Raw genomic sequence first — 18,482 nt, 5'->3', positions numbered from 1 at the left:
AATGTCATACACGCCGATGAGCGATCTCGGGCAGCAGGGGTTGTTTGATATCACCCGCATGCTGCTCCAGCAGCCCGATCTCAACGAACTCGCCAGCAGCCTGACGCAGCTGGTGAAACAGGGCGCGCTGGCCGATCGCGTTAACATTCTGCTTTACCATCCCCAGCATCAGCGGGTGAGTTTTTATGGCAAGGATAAACACGGCAAGGAACTGCACTACGAAGATGAAATGGCTCTGGCCAGCGGCCCGGTGCGCCGCATATTGTCGCGCCCGGAGGCGCTGATTTGCAGCCAGCAAGAGTTCGATGAAACCTGGCCGCAAATGGCAAGCCTGGATCTGTATGCTCCTTTTGGCCGCTACTGCCTTTTACCGCTGGCCTCCGAAGGCAAAATTTTCGGCGGCTGCGAATTTATCCGCAACCGGGCGGACGCCTGGACGGAAAAAGAGCTGAACCGGCTTTATACCCTGGCGCAAATTGTCGGCCTGGTGACCGAGCAAATTCAGACCCGGCTCAATTCGAGCCACGATCACCAGTTATTGTGCCGGGAGCGCGACGATTTTCGCATTCTGGTGGCCGTCACCAACGCGGTATTGTCGAAGCTGGACCTGGACGAACTGATCAGCGAGATTGCCCGGGAAATTCACTATCACTTCGCCATTGATTCCATCAGCATCGTGCTGAAAAGCAGCCGCAAGTCACGTCTCACGCTCTACTCTACTCACTTTGTGGATGAAGCTTCGCCGATTCACGATCAAAGCGACGTGCTTGAGGAAGGCACGCTGTCAGAACGCGTCTTTAAAAGTGGCGAAATGCTGCTGCTCAATCTTTGTCCTGGCGACAAACTGGCGCCGTATGAGCGGATGCTGCTGGAGATGTGGGACAACAAACCGCAGACGCTTTGCCTGCTGCCGCTGAAATTCGGTCCCAATATGCTGGGCGTCCTGAAGCTCGCCAAATGCAGCGAGCAGGGCTTTACGCCAGCCAACCTCAAGCTGCTGCGCCAGATTGCCGAACGTATTGCCATCGCGGTGGATAACGCCCTCGCCTACCAGGAAATCAACCGCCTGAAAGAGAATCTGGTGGATGAAAACCTCTATCTCACCGAGCAGATTAATAACGTCGACAGCGATTTTGGCGAAATTATCGGGCGCGGCGAGGCGATGTCTATCGTGCTTAAGCAGGTGGAGATGGTGGCCAGCAGCGACAGCACCGTGCTGATCCTCGGCGAGACCGGCACCGGTAAAGAGCTGATTGCCCGGGCGATCCATAACCTGAGCGAGCGCAACAGCCGCCGGATGGTGAAGATCAACTGCGCCGCGATGCCCGCCGGGCTGCTGGAGAGCGACCTGTTCGGCCACGAGCGCGGGGCGTTTACCGGGGCGAACAATCAGCGCATTGGTCGCTTTGAGCTGGCGGATAAAAGCTCGCTGTTCCTCGACGAAGTGGGCGATATGCCGCTTGAGCTGCAGCCCAAGCTGCTGCGCGTGCTGCAGGAACAGGAGTTTGAGCGCCTCGGCAGCAATAAGGTTCAGGAAGTGGACGTGCGCCTGATAGCCGCCACTAACCGCAACCTGAAAGAGATGGTTGCCGACCGGGAGTTCCGCAGCGATCTTTATTACCGGCTGAACGTGTTTCCTATCACGCTGCCGCCGCTACGCGAACGCCCGGAGGATATCCCGCTGCTGGTGAAATCCTTCACTTTCAAAATCGCCCGCCGCCTGAACCGCAACATAGACAGTATTCCGGCAGAAACGCTGCGCGCCCTGAGCCGCATGGAGTGGCCAGGCAACGTGCGGGAGCTGGAAAACGTGATTGAGCGGGCGGTGCTGTTAACCCGGGGAAGCGTGCTGCACCTTTCCCTGCCCGAAATGGATCACCGCCCTCCTCTGGAACGCCATCTTTCTCCGTGTGTGGAAGAAGAGAGGCGTGAAGATGAGGACGAGTGCGAGCGCATCCTGCGCGTGCTGAAAGAAGCTAACGGCGTGGTGGCCGGGCCTCGCGGCGCTGCCCAGCGATTAGGGCTGAAGCGCACCACGTTACTTTCCCGGATGAAGCGCCTGGGGATTGATAAAGACGCGCTTTAGCCGGAAACTGGGCATAACCCTACATTTTTGTCTGGAACCTGAATCATGGCAATTATCCCCAAGAACTATACGCGGCTGGAAAGCGGCTACCGCGAAAAGGCGCTGAAGCTTTTCCCGTGGGTGTGCGGGCGCTGCTCCCGCGAGTTTGTCTATTCCAATCTGCGTGAACTGACCGTTCATCATATGGATCACGATCACACCAATAACCCGGAAGATGGCAGCAATTGGGAGCTTTTATGCCTGTATTGCCACGATCATGAACATTCTAAATACACCGAGGCCGACCAGTACGGCTCCACGGTGATTGCCGGAGAGGACGCGCAAAAGGATGTAGGCGAAGCAACCTATAATCCGTTTGCCGACCTCAAAGCGATGCTGAACAAGAAAAAGTAAGCGCCCCCCGCTTAGAGGGGTATCACGTCCCTCTAAGCGAAATCATTTCGCCTTTTCCCTTCATTTTTTCCAGACGCTGCCGATAACTTAGACAAGCATTCACTCCGTACGGTTGGGTTCTGAGGCCGGGTTATCACTTGAGGTTAAAATGGATAGTTTTCAGAAAGATATTGATGAAAGGGCCAACCTGGCGTTATCCAACAAGTTCGAGCTGCTGCTGTTCCGCTTAGGCACCAGCCAGCACGACAGCAAGTCCGAGCTGTACGGCATCAACGTTTTTAAGCTGCGTGAAATTGTGCCGATGCCGAAGATTAACCGTGCCGCAGGCATGGAATCACCGCTGCTGGGCATGGCTAATATTCGCGACCAGATTATCCCGGTTATCGATCTGCCTGCGGTCACCGGCTGCACGCCGACCACCGGCCTGAATTTATTACTGATCACCGAATATGCCCGCAGCACCCAGGCGTTTGCCGTGGAGTCCGTGGAGAACATTATTCGCCTCGACTGGAGCCAGGTGCACGCCGCCGAGGCCGGGGTCAGCAGCCGCAATATCACCAGCATCGCCAATATTGACGACCCGCTAACCGGCAAAGACCTGGCGCTGGTGCTGGACGTGGAGCAGATCCTCTATGACATTATCCCATCCGGGAGAGATGTGAATATTGCCGCGATAGAAGAGAAAACTTATACCCTGAAGCCCGGCGCGGTGGCTATCGTTGCCGAAGATTCCAAAGTCGCGCGTTCGATGCTGGAGCAGGGCCTGAAGGGGATGGGCATTCCGGCCATCATGCACGCGACCGGCCTGGAAGCCTGGGAAAAAATCAAACTTATTGCTGCCGATGCCAAAGCATCCGGCACGCCTATTACCGACAAAATCGGCCTGGTGCTGACCGATATCGAGATGCCGGAGATGGACGGTTTTACCCTGACCCGCAACATTAAGACCGAACCTTCGCTGAAGCACATTCCGGTGGTGATCCACTCCTCACTTTCCGGCAGCGCCAACGAAGATCACGTCCGTAAAGTCGGTGCCAACGGCTATGTCGCCAAGTTTGACGTCGCCGAGCTGTCTTCCGTCATCCACAAAGCGCTGGAAGACGCCGCCACTCGCTAAGAGATAAGAAAAGGCCCGGAAACCGGGCCTTGTTTTTTATTCGAACCAGAACACTTCTTTTAGCGCCTGGCTGACCGGGCTGCCGTCCGGGTTGCTGGGCATGATGTCGCGCATATGCTGCCACCAGCGCTGACAAACGTCGGTGTCGGCCACCGCATTCCAGCGCGCTTCGGACTCAATTTCTACCGTGGCAAACAGCAGATGGCGCTGTTCATCCAGATAGATCGCATAGCGATGAGCGCCGTGCTGTTTAAGCACCTCTTCCAGCTCGGGCCAAATCGGCGAATGGCGGCGCTGATACTCTTCGTGGGCGTCAGGATTAACCCGCATCACAAAAGCTTTCCTGATCACAGCGCCTCCAGATAAAGCTGGCGGATCTCTTCGCGCGAGGCGGGTCTTGGGTTACACGGCGCGCACGGGTCGGCCAGCGCTTTGTCCAGCCAGCCTTCAATATCGGCAGGCTGAACGCCAAGCTCACGAAAGCCGGACGGGATGCCAACCCTGGCGGATAACGCGCGAATCGCTTCGATGGCTTTATGGCTTGCCTGCTCGTCGGTCAGCCCCTGAGTATCGCTCCCCATCGCCTGCGCCAGGCGAGCAAAGCGAGGCACCGCGTTTGGCCGGTTAAAGGCTTCAACAACCGGCAGCAAAATCGCATTACATACGCCGTGCGGCAGGTTGTGCGTCGCGCCCGGCTGGTGCGCCATCGCATGTACCAGCCCCAACCCTGCGCTGTTAAACGCCATCCCCGCGAGGTATTGGCCGTAGGCCATCATTTCACGCGCTTCCAGGTTCTGCCCGTCGTCTACGGCTTTCGGCAACCAAGTGTTTATCAGGCGAATGGCCTCCAGCGCGTTGGCATCCGTTAACGGATGTGCGCTGACGGAAACATAGGCTTCAACGGCGTGGGTAAGCGCATCCATCCCAGTTGCAGCGGTAACGGAGGACGGAATATTCACCATGACTCTGGCATCATCCACGGCAATATCCGGGATGAGATTGGTGTCGATGATCACCTCTTTCACCTGACGTTCGCTGTCGGTGATCACCGCATTACTGGTCATTTCTGCCGCCGTGCCCGCCGTGGTGTTAATCGCCACCAGAGGAACTCCGCCATTTTTTACTTTACCGACACCGGAATAATGCACGGAAAGCCCCGGGTTTGCGGTCAGGATTTTCACCGCTTTCGCCGTATCAATCGGGCTGCCGCCGCCGAAAGCAATGAGGTAGTCGCAGTCGGCCAGGTTAAATCTTGTGATGCCTTTTTGCACCAGCGCTTCGGTCGGGTTGGGGAACACTTCATCGAACAGTTCGTAAGGCAGGTTATGCTCGTCCAGCGCCGCAAACAGGCTATCTAATAGCCCCATTTTCACCAGTTTTCCGTCGGTTACCACTAACGCTTTGCCCCAGCGTTTTTCGGCGATGAGCTCCACCATATCGCCAATGGCGCCCGCTCCGTGCAGGCTGATTTTGGGTAGTGCCAGCATAAAACTCATCGTTTGCTCCTCAATCCTTAAGTGCTTCTGCAAGTGGCGTGACGCCGAAACGCTCGCCAAGCGCCACCAGTTCCGTGCGAGTGATAGTCTGCTTCATGCCGCCCATCGAATAGATTTTCACCAGGATTTCAGCCGACTTCTCAGCGGTGTCTATCAGGCCAAAGGCTTCGTCGAGCGTAGGCCCGGTGCCAAAAATGCCATGATGTGGCCACAGCACCAGGCTGTGAGCGCGCATTTGCTCTGCGGTGGCGGTGCCAATGTCGTCAGTGCCCGGCACCTTCCACGGCACAATGCCGATACCCTCCGGGAAGACCACCAGGCATTCGGTACTGCCTTCCCAAAGCTGGCGCGTGAAGGCCGCATTTTCCAATGGCAGGACGTAGCTTAGCGCAATCAGGTTGGTGGCGTGGCAATGCATGATCACCCGATCTTTCCCCCCGGAGATGAGCTTGCGTACCCCGTGGGACTGGAAATGTGCTGCGAGTTCTGAAGTTGGCATCCCGCCGTTGGTCAGCCCCCAGTGGATGCTGTAGGACTGGCCATCGTTGCTGACCTGCAGCAGCGCCAGATTGTCCGCCGGATCGAGCTGAACGTTACGGAAAAACTTGCCTGAACCGGTCACCAAAAACCAGCATCCCGCCAGCATTTCTGCAGGCTGGCTTAGCGCGACGCGGTGCGGTGCATGGCTGAATTGGTCGCGGTAATATTCGACGTCTTCGGCATCCAGCCGCAGGCTAATATTGCCGCCGTTGCGCTCGTCCCAGCCCTTTAGCCACATATCGCCGGTGGCCTTCACCATGTCCTGAATAAACCATGAGTTGAGGATGTTCTGCATTGTTTCGTGTTCCTTAAGACGCTCCCTCTCCCCAAAGGGGAAAGGGAATTGTTCAGTAAGAATGTCGGTTTCACCCTCTCCCTTTTAGGGAAAGGGCCGGGGTGAGGGTTAATTCACACGCTGCGCTAAAATTTGCTGTTCATACTGGCGAACAGTGCTCAGCCAGGAGGCATCCGCTGGAGTGTCGTGGCGCAGGCAGTACATCTCCCAGACGGCCTGCCACGGCAGACATTTCTGTTCTTCAAGCAGCGCCAGGCGGGCGGTGTAATCGCCTGCCAACTCCAGTTGGCGAAGCTGGGCTGTGGGCTCAAGCAGCGCCCGCAGCAGGGCTTTCTTCATGTTACGCGTGCCGATAACCCAGGCCGCAACGCGGTTGATTGAGGCATCAAAGAAGTCGAGGCCAATGTGGACGCGGTCAAACAGGTTGTGACGGATGATTTCGCTGGCGATCGCCTGGGTTTCGTCGTCCAGCAGCACAACGTGGTCGCTGTCCCAACGCACCGGGCGGCTGACGTGCAGCAGCAAGCGCGGGATGTAGAGCATGGCGCTGGAGATTTTGTCGGAGATCGCTTCGGTGGGATGGAAGTGGCCAGCATCGAGGCACAGGGCCGTCTGGCGGCTGGTGGCATAGCCGAAGTAAAACTCATTGGAACCGACGGTGTAGCTTTCCGCGCCGATACCGAACAGTTTGCTTTCCACCGCATCAATGTGGTGTGCCGGGTTAAGTTTTTCAGCCATGGCTTCATCCAGCGCCTCCACGAGACGCCTGCGCGGGCCCAGACGGTCGACGGTGATATCTTTCATGCCGTCCGGGATCCAGATATTCATCACCGAAGGCGTTCCCAGCTGTTCGCCGAAGTAAGCCGATATTTTGCGGCAGGCTTTAACGTGATCGATCCAGAACTGGCGGGTTTCATCCCTGGCGTGTGACAGCGTAAAACCGTCCGCACTTAGCGGATGAGAGAAGCAGGAAGGGTTAAAATCCAGCCCCATGCCATGGTTTTTAGCCCATTCAACCCAGTTTTTGAAATGCTCAGGCTTGATGCAGTCGCGAGAGACAGGCTCGTCGGACTCGAGATAAATCGCATGCAAATTCAATCGCTTTGGCCCAGGGATCAGGCTCAGGGCACAGTCCAGATCGGCGCGCAGTTCAGCCGGGTTACGCGCTTTACCTGGGTAGTTTCCCGTGGCCTGGATGCCGCCGCTTAGCTCGCCTTCGGGGCTTTCAAACCCGGCGACGTCATCACCCTGCCAGCAGTGCATGGAGACGGGCAGGCGATCGAGCTGGCGTAAAACCTCCTCCGCATCAACGCCTGCTGCGGCAAAACGCTGTTTCGCCAGGGCCCAGGCTTCTTCGATTTGAGTCGTCATGCGTAAAGCTCCTTACGTGTCTGAATGTTTTGCCGTAGCTGCCCGACGTAGCGGCGAATGTCACTGTCCGGGTTCGGCATGAAGGAAATGAGATTGCTGTTTTGGCGCACGAGGTGGCGAAAGGCGTCTACGTCTGGAATCACGTCCAGCGCCATCAGCTGACAGCCAATGTTTCCCAGCGTTGAAGCCTCCACCGGCCCGGCAACAACGGGGATCCCACAGGCATCGGCACAAAGCTGGTTGAGGAAATGATTCTGGCTGCCGCCGCCGACAATATGCAGGCAGTCAAAAGGCTCGCCTCGCAACGCTTCCAGCTCGCGCAGTACCTCGGCATAGAGCAAGGCCAGGCTGTCAAAAATACAGCGCGCAAGCTCTGCATCGCTTTCCGGCACCGGCTGGTTCGCCTCACGGCAGGCGGCCTGAATTTCAAGGCTCATGTTGGCCGGATTGATAAAGCGATCGTCGTTGGGGTTGATGGTGAAGCGGCAGCCGGGCAGACGCTGCGCCAGGGCAATAAGATCGGGGATATCCATTCCCGCGCTTTCGCGGAAAACGCGCTGCAGCAGCCACAGCCCCATGATGTTTTTCAGGACGCGATAACGCCCTTCTGCCCCACCTTCGTTAGTTATATTGGCCGCCAGCGCCGCCTCGCTGACGCAGGGCGTTTTGCTTTCAAAACCCATTAATGACCAGGTCCCGGAGGAGAGATAAGCGGCGTTTTCCCCGACCAGAGGAGCGGCAATTACCGCGCTGGCCGTATCGTGGGTAGCGACGCTGACTACCGGGATGTTGTTGCCTTCACGGCATTCCCACTCGCCGCTCATCACGCCGGGATGCGTGAGTGTGCCAAACCAACGCTCCGGCACCCCTGCCCAGGCCAGCAGCTGGCTGTCCCAGCTGTCCGTCTGGATGTTTATCATCTGAGTCGTGGTGGCGTTGGTGTATTCCCAGTTCATCACCCCGGTAAGCCGAAAACTGAAATAATCCGGGATCAGCAGCGCGCGAGCGGTTCGCTTTACCCAGTCCGGGTGCTGCTCTACCAGTGCACGAAGCTGATATAACGTGTTGAAAGGTAAAAATTGAATACCGCTGCGGCGGTAGATTACTTCGCGCCCAAGCTCGCTGATAGCCCGAGCCATTACGCCGTCCGTCCGGCTATCGCGATAGGACACGGGCAGGCCCACGCGGCGGCCATTTTCATCGAGCAGAACGAAATCCACGCCCCAGGTGTCGATGCCAATGCTGTCGATTCGCACGCCTTCATCGCAGGCTTTTTGTAGCCCAAGGCGTATTTCAGCTTCGAGGCTGTCAAGATCCCAACAGTCATGGCCGTCAATGCGAATCAGCCTGTTGGTAAAGCGGTGAATTTCCCGCAGGGAGATCTGCCGGGCAGTTTGATCATAGCCCGCCAGCATCACGCGACCGCTGGAGGCACCGAGATCGACGGCAACGCTGTGGCGAAAAGTCATGATGGGAGTCCTCATTGGCGTCATTGCCCATCAGTCTAAAAATGCCGCTCTGCCCCTGCCTTCATCCCAATGACAGCGTGCGTTCCCGCCTGGCAAAGAGGCAAAGATGAACGAGAGAGAGTTCACATATTTACTTTGCCCGCCTCGAAAGGCCGCGCTTCACGCCTGTGACCGCACACACATTTCCCGATAAAGCCCGTTTCATCTTCAAAAAAGAACGTTTTATGCACGATTTTGTGTCGAAAATTTAAGGTGATGCCGGGCGCGGTTCTCTACTATCGACCCATCGTTAGCACAGTGAGAAGCAATCATGACGGTATTACACAGCGTGGATTTTTTTCCAGATGCCGGGATATCGGTGGCCATTGAACCCCGCCAGCCTCAGCCGGACTTCCCTGAGCACATCCATGATTTCAATGAAATCATTATTGTTGAACACGGCACCGGCTCCCATATTTTCAACGGGCAACCTTATACGCTGAGCGGCGGCTCCATCTGCTTTGTTCGCGATCACGATCATCATCAGTTTGAGCACACCGAAAACCTCTGCCTGACCAATATTCTGTATCGTGAGCCGGAAGCCTTTTGCTTTCTATCCGGGCTGCACAAACTCCTGCCGCAGGAACAAGACGGCTATTATCCGGCACACTGGCGGGTCAATCAGGGCGTATTGCGTCAGGTGAAAGGGTTTATCGAGCAGTTTGAGGCGCTGAGTTCGGAAAACACGGCGCCTGCCCTCGCCAGGCGAGAGCTTCTCTTTATGCAGCTGCTGGTGTTGCTGAGCTAGGCGAATCAGGCAGACAATCGGGGCGGGGCCGACGAGCGCTTAAACCAGCTTCTTCTCTGGCTGGAAGATCACTCTTCGGAAGAGGTTTGCTGGGAGCAGCTGGCAGCCTCTTTTACGCTCTCGCTGAGAACCCTGCATCGCCTGTTAAATCAGAAAACCGGGCTCACGCCTCAGCGCTACCTCAACCGACTCCGTTTGATGAAAGCGCGTTATTTACTGCGACATAGCGAGGAAAGCGTGACGAATATCGCCTTTCAGTGCGGCTTTGGCGACAGTAACCATTTCTCCACGCTTTTTAAGCGAGAGTTTTCTTACTCTCCCAGGGTGGTACGCCAGGGCCGGGATACTCCAATTGTATAACGTGGCTGACGTCACCGTATTTTAGGCGAAAAAAAGCAATGATTTCAGCCCATTCAGTCACGGAGCGACGTCTGTGCCAGGCCAGTTAGTGCTTAAAAAAGCGGATTTTTTTGCCTCCGATACGCAGCCGGTCACGGTGGCCGATCGCTATCCTCAAAACGTTTTTGCCGAGCATACCCATGAATTTTGTGAGCTGGTGGTGGTCTGGCGCGGCAACGGGCTGCACATTCTTAACGGCAGGCCCTGGCGCATCACCTGTGGCGACTTGTTCTACATTCGTGCGGAAGATAAGCACAGCTACGAATCAGTGCACGATCTGGTCCTGCATAACATTATTTACTGCCCGGAAAGGCTGGCGTTAAACGTTAACTGGGGGGATCTGCTGTCTAACCCTCCCCACGGCAGCGACAGCGATCCTCGCTGGCGGCTGGGTAGCCAGGGCATGGCGCAGGTACGTCAGATCATCGGGCAGCTCGAGCATGAAAGCCCGAAAACGGACCTCCTGTCACGCTGCCTGTCGGAAAGCTTGTTTTTACAACTGCTGATAACCCTGCGCCGCCATCGCTACCGGGTGGCCGATGCCGCCAGCCTGCGTGAGGGTGAAACGCTGGATCTGCTGATGGCCGCACTGGGAAACAGCCTTGAAGAGCCGTTTGATTTCGGGCTGTTTTGCCACCACCATCAGGTGACAGAGCGGCAGATGCGCTCCCTGTTTCGCCAGCAAACGGGCATGACGCTAAACCAGTATCTGCGCCAGCTCGGTATTTGCCAGGCGCAGTATCTGCTGCGCCACAGCGAGCTGTTAATCAGCGAGATTGCCGCCCAGTGCGGCTTCGAGGACAGTAACTATTTTTCCGTGGTGTTCACCAAAGAGACGGGCGTGACGCCAAGGTTATGGCGCCAGCGTTTTCGTTGAGCCTCATCCGTTCGCCATGCCCAGGCCAACGATATTGGCAGCAAGAATGATCGTCAGGCAGCCCATCGCCAGTACGCCAACCGGCCTGCGCCCCGCGGACTTCCACTCCTTCATGATTAACCCTACCAGCCCGCCGCAGAGCACGTAGAAGCTCATATGCAGCATCCAGCTCATGTAGTCATACTGTGCCGGAATTTTAGCGTGCCCCCAGGCGTAGAAGAAGAATTGCAGGTACCACATCAGGCCGCCAAGTGCCGATAAAATCAGGTTGGTAACAATCAGCGATTTTGCCAGCGAGAAATCGGCTTTTACCGACAAGTTTTTTACTTTTACCAGTCGGATAAAGCAAAAGCCCAGATTAATAACGGCGCCGCCCCCCATGATCACCACATAGCTTGGCAGGGCAATATAAAGCGGATCGACGCCCAGATTCGACGCCGCCTGATGCATAGGTTTCGCTGCATCCATCGCAAATGACATACCGGCGGAGAAAATGCCGCACATCATCGCCAGCAGCAGCCCTTTTTTCAGGTTAAATTCTTCTGCTTTAATCCCCATCTGACGTTCTTTTAGCAGCCCGGCCCAGGTCACAATAGCCACGCCGATAAGCGCCACCAGCACGCCAAGGAGCGTCATGCGTCCGCCTGGCGTATCCGTCAGCATGGCAAATTTGCCATTGATGATCGGGGTCAGTAATGTGCCGACAATCAGCGTGATGCCGATAGCGACGCCAATCCCCATCGATATCCCCAGATAGCGCATCGTCAGGCCATAATTGATATTACCGATGCCCCACATGGCACCAAACAAAAACACCGGCAGCAGCGTGGCCACGCTGAACGACCCGTAATAACCCCAGAAATCGGGTAGCAGTACGGCACTCACCGCCCACGGCAGGATAAGCCAGGAGACAATCCCGCCGACGGACCACATGGTTTCCCATGACCAGTGCCGCACTTTTTTAAACGGGGCATAAAAACAGGCGGCGCTGGCGGCGCCGATCAGATGCCACAGGATCCCCATCGTGATTGCATTGCTCATGATTAACCCTCGCTGTTTTTGGGCCGTCGCCTCTGCGACAGCCTGCAATGTCAACGAGTCTAAAGAGTGAGCTGCGGGCTAACCTTCAGGGCAATGCCGCGCGCCCGATGAAGCTGGCAAAATTCAGCGAGTGCCGCCGATGGCGATCACAATTTGTACTCCTCTCAGGTTCTTCTCATGCCGTTACGTCACGACCGGGTAACAATTCGCCGTTACTCTGGGAAAATGGCTTTTTACCCGCTGCGTTATAGCCGTAAGCCGTGGTTTCATGAAGAAAAGTTATAACCACACGCTAAGTACGGCATTGATAAACATTTTCAATATCATTTAATTAACTATAATGAACCGACTGATTACGCGGCGTTAACAGCATTACAGCCGCTCTACGTTAATGGAGACGATGAATATGAGCTATACACTGCCATCCCTGCCTTACGCTTACGACGCGCTGGAACCGCATTTCGACAAAGAAACCATGGAAATCCACCACAGCAAACACCACCAGGCTTATGTCAACAACGCGAACGCCGCGCTGGAATCCCTGCCTGAGTTTGCCAGCCTGTCTGCTGAAGAACTGATCGCTAAACTGGATCAGCTGCCTGCGGATAAGAAAACCGTACTGCGTAACAACGCCGGTGGCCACGCTAACCACAGCTTCTTCTGGAAAGGCCTGAAAAAAGGTACCGAGCTGAAAGGTGACCTGAAAGCCGCTATCGAGCGCGATTTCGGCAGCGTTGACGCGTTCAAAGCTGAGTTCGAAAAAGCAGCCGCTACCCGTTTCGGCTCCGGCTGGGCGTGGCTGGTACTGAAAGGCGACAAACTGGCTGTAGTCTCTACTGCAAACCAGGACAGCCCGCTGATGGGCGAAGCTATCTCCGGCGCTTCCGGCTTCCCGATTGTGGGCCTGGACGTTTGGGAACACGCTTACTACCTGAAATTCCAGAACCGTCGCCCGGACTACGCGAAAGAGTTCTGGAACGTGGTTAACTGGGACGAAGCAGCAGCACGTTTCGCCGCTAAAAAATAAGGTTGCAATACGACCTTAGAGAAGCGAGCCTGATGGCTCGCTTTTTTTATGTCTATTTCGCAGGGAGTCGCTTATGCATCGCTATCCGCTTCAGGTTTACGTTGGTCAGATCCGTGCTTACGAAGGGAGTCGGCCCAGCGCCATCGCCAAGGTGCAGGTGGACGGCGAACTTCGCCTGACCGAGCTTGGGCTGGAGGGCGACGAGCAGGCGGAGAAAGTGATTCACGGCGGGCCAGACAGGGCGCTGTGCCACTATCCGCGCGAGCATTATCAGCACTGGGCGCAACTCTTCCCGGATAAAATCGATTTGTTTAACGCCCCGGCCTTCGGCGAAAACCTGTCCACGGAAGGGATGACGGAAAAGAACGTCTGTATGGGGGATATTTACCGCTGGGGTGAAGCGCTGATTCAGGTGACTCAGCCTCGTTCGCCCTGCTTTAAGCTGAACTACCATTTTGGCGTAGAGGATATGGCAACGCGGATGCAGGAAGCGGGCTACTGCGGCTGGCTTTATCGCGTGATTCTGGCGGGGAATGTTTCCGCCGATGCACCGCTGGAACTGGCCTCTCGCGTTAGCGACGTGACGGTGGCAGAAGCTATCGCCATTGCCTGGCATATGCCATTTGATGATTCACAGTATCATCGGCTTTTGTCAGCGGCTGGGTTGTCGGTAAGCTGGAGCAGAACAATGCAGAAGCGCAGAATTTCAGGGAAGATCGAGGATAATTCTCGGCGTTTGTTCGGGAAGTAACGGCCCCTCACCCCAGCCCTCTCCCAAAGGGGAGAGGGGGGAAAGAAGCGTCGACCCCTCTCCTAAAAGGAGAGGGAACGGAAATGCTTACTCTTTCGGATCTTTACCCGCCAGCAGCTTGTCCAGCTCATCCCCGCCCACGTGACGGAAATCCTGCCCCTTCACGAAGTAGAAGATGTATTCGCAGATGTTCTGGCAGCGGTCACCGATGCGCTCGATGGAGCGGGCGCAGAACAGCGCGGTCAGCACGCTTGGAATGGTACGGGAGTCTTCCATCATGTAGGTCATCAGCTGACGCACGATGCCTTCATATTCCTGGTCAACTTTCTTGTCTTCGCGGTAAATACGCACCGCTTCGTCCAGATCCATACGCGCAAAAGCGTCCAGCACGTCGTGCAGCATCTGCACGGTGTGGCGCCCCAGCGATTCCAGGCTGACCAACAGCGGCTGGTGCTGCTGGGAGAACTTCTCCAGCGCGGTGCGGCAAATTTTGTCCGCTACGTCGCCAATACGTTCCAGCTCGGCGATGGTTTTGATGATCGCCATCACCAGGCGCAGGTCGCTGGCGGTAGGCTGGCGTTTGGCGATGATACGCACGCAGGCTTCATCGATCGCCACTTCCATCATGTTGACCTTCTGGTCACCGGCGATAACGCGCTTCGCCAGCTCGCTGTCCTGGTTGTGCATCGCGGTGATCGCGTCGGAGAGCTGTTGTTCCACCAGCCCGCCCATCGTCATCACCTGAGTACGGATGTACTCCAGCTCGGCGTTGAACTGGCCAGAAATGTGTTTGTTTAAGTTGAGGTTATCCATCGCGCTCTCCAAATCAACCGTAGCGGCCAGTAATGTAATCTTCGGTTTGTTTCTTCGCTGGCGTAGTAAACAGCGTATCGGTTTCGCTGAATTCGATCAGCTCGCCGAGGTACATAAACGCCGTGTGGTCAGAACAACGCGCCGCCTGCTGCATGTTGTGGGTCACGATCACTACGGTATAGTCTTCTTTCAGCTCGGTGATCAGCTCTTCAATACGCCCGGTGGAGATCGGGTCAAGCGCGGAACACGGCTCATCCAGCAGCAGAACTTCCGGGCGAATCGCGATGCCGCGAGCGATGCACAGACGCTGCTGCTGACCACCGGAGAGGCTATAGCCGCTCTGGTGCAGTTTATCTTTAGTTTCGTTCCACAGCGCGGCTTTGGTCAATGCCCACTGCACGCGTTCATCCATGTCGCTGCGGGACAGCTTTTCAAACAGACGCACGCCAAAAGCGATGTTGTCGTAAATAGACATCGGGAACGGCGTCGGCTTCTGGAAGACCATGCCGACTTTGGCACGCAGCAGGGCGATGTCCTGGCTCTGGGTGAGAATATTTTCCCCATCCAGCAGGATTTCACCTTCTGCACGCTGCTCAGGGTAGAGCGAGTACATTTTGTTAAAGGTACGCAGCAGGGTGGATTTACCACAGCCTGACGGCCCAATGAAGGCGGTAACCTGGTTCTTCGCGATATCCAGATTGATGTTCTTCAGGGCGTGGAACTTACCGTAATAGAAGTTCAGATCGCGAACCTGGATTTTGCCTGGGGCTAAATCAACCTTACTCATCTGTGTCTTAATCTCCGTCCGGCGCCGCGAGGGCCGCGCCGTAAAATTTAACCGTGTTTACTCTTCGAGAAAATCACGCGCGCCAGAATGTTCAGCAGCAGCACGCAGAGGGTAATAATCAGCACCCCTGCCCAGGCCAGCTGTTGCCACTCGGCAAACGGGCTCATCGCAAATTTGAAAATGGTCACCGGCAGGTTGGCGATAGGCTGCATCATGTCCGTGCTCCAGAACTGGTTGGAGAGGGAGGTGAAGAGCAGCGGAGCGGTTTCGCCAGCGATACGGGCAATCGCCAGCAGCACGCCGGTGATAATCCCGGAGACGGACGCCTTAAGCGTAATCGCGGAGATCATCTTCCATTTTGGTGTTCCCAGTGCGTAAGCTGCTTCGCGCAGGCTGTCCGGCACCAGTTTCAGCATGTTTTCAGTGGTACGAATGACGATAGGCACCTGCAGCAGCGCCAGCGCAATCACGCCCGCCCAGCCGGAGAAGTGTTCCATTTTCGCCACCACGATGGTGTAAACGAACAGACCGACCACAATCGATGGGGCGGACAGAAGAATGTCGTTAATAAAACGAATCACTTCGGCCAGGGCGGATTTACGGCCATATTCGGCCAGATAAATCCCGGCCATGATGCCCAGCGGCGTACCGATAACGGTCGCCCACAGGATCAGCAGGCCGCTGCCCGCCAGGGCGTTAGCCAGGCCACCGCCCGCGGTATTAGGCGGAGGCGTCATTTCGGTAAACAGCGCCAGCGACATGCCGTCGATGCCGCGGGTTACCGTGGAAAACAGGATCCACACCAGCCAAAACAGACCGAACACCATGGTCGCCATAGAGAGCGTCAGGGCGATACGGTTCTTCATGCGGCGACGCGCCTGCATTTTGCGGCGCGACTCAGCCAGTGCCGCGCTGCTTTGCATTTCCATCGTGGTCATGAGCGAGCCCCTTCGTTTTTCGCCAGGCGCATAATCATGAACTTAGAGATAGCCAGTACGATAAAGGTAATCACAAACAGAATTAGGCCAAGCTCCATCAGCGCGGCGGTATGCAGGCCGGATTCTGCTTCGGCAAATTCGTTCGCCAGCGCAGAGGTAATACTGTTGCCCGGCATATACAGTGAGGCGCTGTCGAGCTGGTAGGTGTTGCCGATGATAAAGGTCACCGCCATGGTTTCACCCAGCGCACGGCCAAGGCCAAGCATCACGCCGCCAATAACGCCGTTTTTGGTGAACGGCAAAACAATGCGCCAGATAACTTCCCAGGTGGTACAGCCGATGCCGTAGGCCGATTCTTTCATCATCACTGGCGTTTGTTCGAAGACATCGCGCATCACGGAGGCAATGTAAGGGATGATCATAATGGCGAGGATCACGCCGGCGGCAAGAATGCCGATACCAAACGCAGGGCCAGAGAACAGCGCGCCAACGATAGGCACGGCAGAGAGCACGTTGCCTACGGGTTCCTGGAAGTAAGTCGCGAACAGGGGAGCAAAGATAAACAGGCCCCACATGCCGTACACGATACTTGGAATGGCCGCCAGCAGTTCAATGGCGATACCCAGCGGGCGCTTCAGCCAGCCAGGCGCAAGTTCTGTCAGGAACAGCGCGATACCAAAGCTCACCGGAACCGCAATCAGCAGTGCGATAAACGAGGTTACGAGGGTTCCGTAGATCGGCACCAGTGCACCGAAGACTTCATTAGGGGCATCCCACTCTTTGGACCAGAGGAAAGAGAAGCCAAACTTCTCAATGCTCGGCAGCGAGGAGATAAACAGCGAGATGATAATCCCACCCAGCAGAAATAGCACAATCAGCGCAGCCAGTCTTACCAGCGCACTGAAAATTACATCGCCTTGTTTGCCAGGGGCTTTAAACGTCGGCTTAGTCACAGCCATAGCGTACTCTTCGTAGTTGCTGAATAAACCGGGGTAACATACCTGTTACCCCAGATTTTTGCACTTAGTACAGCGCCTTACCGGAACTGTCTTTTACATTGGTCTTCCATGCAGCGCGAACTTGTTCAACCACAGAGGCTGGCAGCGTTGCGTAATCCAGGGCGTTAGCTTCTTTCGCGCCAGATTTGTATGCCCAGTCAAAGAACTTCAGCACTTCTGCGCCCTGCTCAGGGTTTTTCTGCTCTTTGTGGACCAGGATGAAGGTGGTGGAGGTGATTGGCCACGCTTCGTCACCTTTCTGGTTGGTCAGATCCTGTGCGAAGGATTTGCTCCAGTCAGCGCCTTTAGCCGCGTTAGCAAAGTTTGCTTCGGTCGGGCTAACTGGTTTACCGTCAGCGGACAGCAGCTTGGTGTAAGTCAGGTTGTTCTGCTTAGCATAAGCGTATTCAACGTAGCCAATGGAGCCTGGCAGACGCTGTACGAAGGCTGCGATGCCGTCGTTGCCTTTGCCGCCCAGACCGGTTGGCCAGTTAACGGTAGAGCCTGCGCCAATTTTAGATTTCCACTCTTCGTTCACTTTAGACAGGTAGCTGGTGAACACGAAGGAAGTACCGGAGCCGTCAGCACGACGAACAACCGCGATGTTCTGATCCGGCAGTTTGTGGCCTGGGTTCAGCTTAGCAATCGCCGGGTCGTTCCATTTTTTGATGGTGCCCAGGTAGATGTCACCCAGGGTTTTGCCGTCCAGGACCAGCTCGCCAGACTTGAAGCCAGGCAGGTTAACCGCCAGCACTACGCCACCGATTACGGTAGGGAACTGGAACAGGCCTTCTTGCTGTAATTTGTCATCCGCCAGAGGGGCGTCAGAAGCGCCGAAGTCAACGGTGTTAGCAATGATTTGCTTCACGCCGCCGGAGGAACCGATACCCTGGTAGTTCACCTTGTTACCAGTTTCTTTCTGGTAGGTATCTGCCCACTTGGCATACACCGGCGCAGGGAAGGTTGCACCAGCGCCAGTCAGGCTTGCAGCTGCAAACGCAGTAGAAGCGCTCAGAGATAAGGTCGCGGCGACAACAGTTGCGACAGTGGTACGCATAACGTTCATAATGTCTCCTGCCAGATGTTCGTAAATTGTTGTTTAATTGAATACAGGGTAGAAAATAGGACAGTTTGGTGACAGTTAAATGTACGAATTATGACAGTTTTATGACAATGCAATTCAACAGCAAAACCTAAGCCAAACCCACTCATCATCACAATTAAAATCAAATAGTTATAATTAAACAGCAAGAAATAAAAAAGCTGCCCGTAGGCAGCTTATTCTTCAACATTTATG

At 55.7% G+C, this 18,482-nt stretch carries 17 protein-coding genes and 1 pseudogene; 7 read left to right on the top strand and 11 right to left on the bottom strand.

What is annotated here, in order from left to right:
* The first annotated feature begins 1 nt into the window (after position 1).
* The 3 genes from flhA to ACREYP_RS22440 all read left to right on the top strand — a co-directional run bounded on the left by flhA (position 2) and on the right by ACREYP_RS22440 (position 3,596).
* Complete coding sequence (gene flhA, locus ACREYP_RS22450) at positions 2-2,086, top strand: formate hydrogenlyase transcriptional activator FlhA (protein WP_008457692.1); 2,085 nt, start codon at positions 2-4, stop codon at positions 2,084-2,086.
* Between the two features lie 45 nt (positions 2,087-2,131).
* Positions 2,132-2,479, top strand: coding sequence for an HNH nuclease YajD (yajD, locus tag ACREYP_RS22445; RefSeq protein WP_008457693.1), 348 nt, complete (start codon positions 2,132-2,134; stop codon positions 2,477-2,479).
* Positions 2,480-2,627: 148 nt separating this feature from the next.
* The gene (locus ACREYP_RS22440; RefSeq protein ID WP_039298985.1) at positions 2,628-3,596 is read left to right on the top strand and encodes a chemotaxis protein; all 969 of its coding nucleotides are present in this window, start codon (positions 2,628-2,630) and stop codon (positions 3,594-3,596) included.
* 36 nt (positions 3,597-3,632) lie between these two features.
* Here the strand turns inward: ACREYP_RS22440 and rhaM are convergent, their stop codons facing one another.
* The 5 genes from rhaM to rhaB form a co-directional block, all read right to left on the bottom strand.
* The gene (gene rhaM, locus ACREYP_RS22435) at positions 3,633-3,947 is read right to left on the bottom strand and encodes an L-rhamnose mutarotase (protein WP_336819321.1); all 315 of its coding nucleotides are present in this window, start codon (positions 3,945-3,947) and stop codon (positions 3,633-3,635) included.
* The gene (fucO, locus tag ACREYP_RS22430) at positions 3,944-5,092 is read right to left on the bottom strand and encodes a lactaldehyde reductase (RefSeq protein ID WP_336819320.1); all 1,149 of its coding nucleotides are present in this window, start codon (positions 5,090-5,092) and stop codon (positions 3,944-3,946) included. The genes rhaM and fucO overlap by 4 nt, the downstream gene beginning before the upstream one ends.
* Positions 5,093-5,102: 10 nt before the next feature.
* Positions 5,103-5,927: a rhamnulose-1-phosphate aldolase gene (rhaD, locus tag ACREYP_RS22425; RefSeq protein WP_008457701.1), complete on the bottom strand. Its 825-nt coding sequence runs from the start codon at positions 5,925-5,927 to the stop codon at positions 5,103-5,105.
* Between the two features lie 108 nt (positions 5,928-6,035).
* Positions 6,036-7,298: an L-rhamnose isomerase gene (locus ACREYP_RS22420; protein WP_166994924.1), complete on the bottom strand. Its 1,263-nt coding sequence runs from the start codon at positions 7,296-7,298 to the stop codon at positions 6,036-6,038.
* Positions 7,295-8,767, bottom strand: coding sequence for a rhamnulokinase (gene rhaB / locus ACREYP_RS22415; RefSeq protein WP_498881047.1), 1,473 nt, complete (start codon positions 8,765-8,767; stop codon positions 7,295-7,297). The genes ACREYP_RS22420 and rhaB overlap by 4 nt, the downstream gene beginning before the upstream one ends.
* A gap of 310 nt (positions 8,768-9,077) precedes the next feature.
* On the opposite strand from rhaB, the pseudogene rhaS reads away from it, so the two are divergent.
* Both rhaS and rhaR read left to right on the top strand, forming a co-directional pair.
* A pseudogene (rhaS, locus tag ACREYP_RS22410) lies at positions 9,078-9,914 on the top strand (HTH-type transcriptional activator RhaS).
* A 73-nt stretch (positions 9,915-9,987) separates the two neighbouring features.
* Positions 9,988-10,830, top strand: a complete 843-nt coding sequence (gene rhaR / locus ACREYP_RS22405) for an HTH-type transcriptional activator RhaR (RefSeq protein ID WP_008457710.1) — start codon at positions 9,988-9,990, stop codon at positions 10,828-10,830.
* A 3-nt stretch (positions 10,831-10,833) separates the two neighbouring features.
* Here the strand turns inward: rhaR and rhaT are convergent, their stop codons facing one another.
* Positions 10,834-11,871 (bottom strand): L-rhamnose/proton symporter RhaT, encoded by a 1,038-nt coding sequence (rhaT, locus tag ACREYP_RS22400; protein WP_336819318.1) that lies wholly within the window; start codon positions 11,869-11,871, stop codon positions 10,834-10,836.
* 406 nt (positions 11,872-12,277) lie between these two features.
* On the opposite strand from rhaT, the gene sodA reads away from it, so the two are divergent.
* Both sodA and yiiM read left to right on the top strand, forming a co-directional pair.
* Entirely contained in the window at positions 12,278-12,898 is a 621-nt protein-coding gene (sodA, locus tag ACREYP_RS22395) for a superoxide dismutase [Mn] (protein WP_008457716.1), read from the top strand.
* A 73-nt stretch (positions 12,899-12,971) separates the two neighbouring features.
* Entirely contained in the window at positions 12,972-13,649 is a 678-nt protein-coding gene (gene yiiM, locus ACREYP_RS22390) for a 6-hydroxyaminopurine reductase (protein WP_008457718.1), read from the top strand.
* Positions 13,650-13,736: 87 nt separating this feature from the next.
* Here the strand turns inward: yiiM and phoU are convergent, their stop codons facing one another.
* From phoU to pstS, 5 genes are all read right to left on the bottom strand, one after another.
* On the bottom strand, positions 13,737-14,462 hold the full coding sequence (gene phoU / locus ACREYP_RS22385; RefSeq protein WP_008457720.1) for a phosphate signaling complex protein PhoU: 726 nt from the start codon (positions 14,460-14,462) through the stop codon (positions 13,737-13,739).
* A gap of 13 nt (positions 14,463-14,475) precedes the next feature.
* Positions 14,476-15,249 carry a phosphate ABC transporter ATP-binding protein PstB gene (pstB, locus tag ACREYP_RS22380; RefSeq protein ID WP_008457722.1) on the bottom strand — a complete coding sequence of 258 codons (774 nt, stop codon included), beginning with the start codon at positions 15,247-15,249 and terminating at the stop codon, positions 14,476-14,478.
* Between the two features lie 47 nt (positions 15,250-15,296).
* Positions 15,297-16,187: a phosphate ABC transporter permease PstA gene (pstA, locus tag ACREYP_RS22375; RefSeq protein ID WP_008457724.1), complete on the bottom strand. Its 891-nt coding sequence runs from the start codon at positions 16,185-16,187 to the stop codon at positions 15,297-15,299.
* On the bottom strand, positions 16,184-17,146 hold the full coding sequence (gene pstC, locus ACREYP_RS22370) for a phosphate ABC transporter permease PstC (RefSeq protein WP_008457726.1): 963 nt from the start codon (positions 17,144-17,146) through the stop codon (positions 16,184-16,186). Before pstC ends, pstA begins: the two co-directional genes overlap by 4 nt.
* A 64-nt stretch (positions 17,147-17,210) precedes the next feature.
* Positions 17,211-18,251, bottom strand: coding sequence for a phosphate ABC transporter substrate-binding protein PstS (gene pstS, locus ACREYP_RS22365; RefSeq protein ID WP_008457728.1), 1,041 nt, complete (start codon positions 18,249-18,251; stop codon positions 17,211-17,213).
* Positions 18,252-18,482 lie beyond the last annotated feature (231 nt).

Source organism: Enterobacter sp. TMH.L2, assembly GCF_050847315.1.
Lineage (GTDB): Bacteria > Pseudomonadota > Gammaproteobacteria > Enterobacterales > Enterobacteriaceae > Cedecea.
The sequence above is the reverse complement of the archived record's forward strand: the minus strand, read 5'-3'. Positions and strand labels throughout refer to the sequence as shown.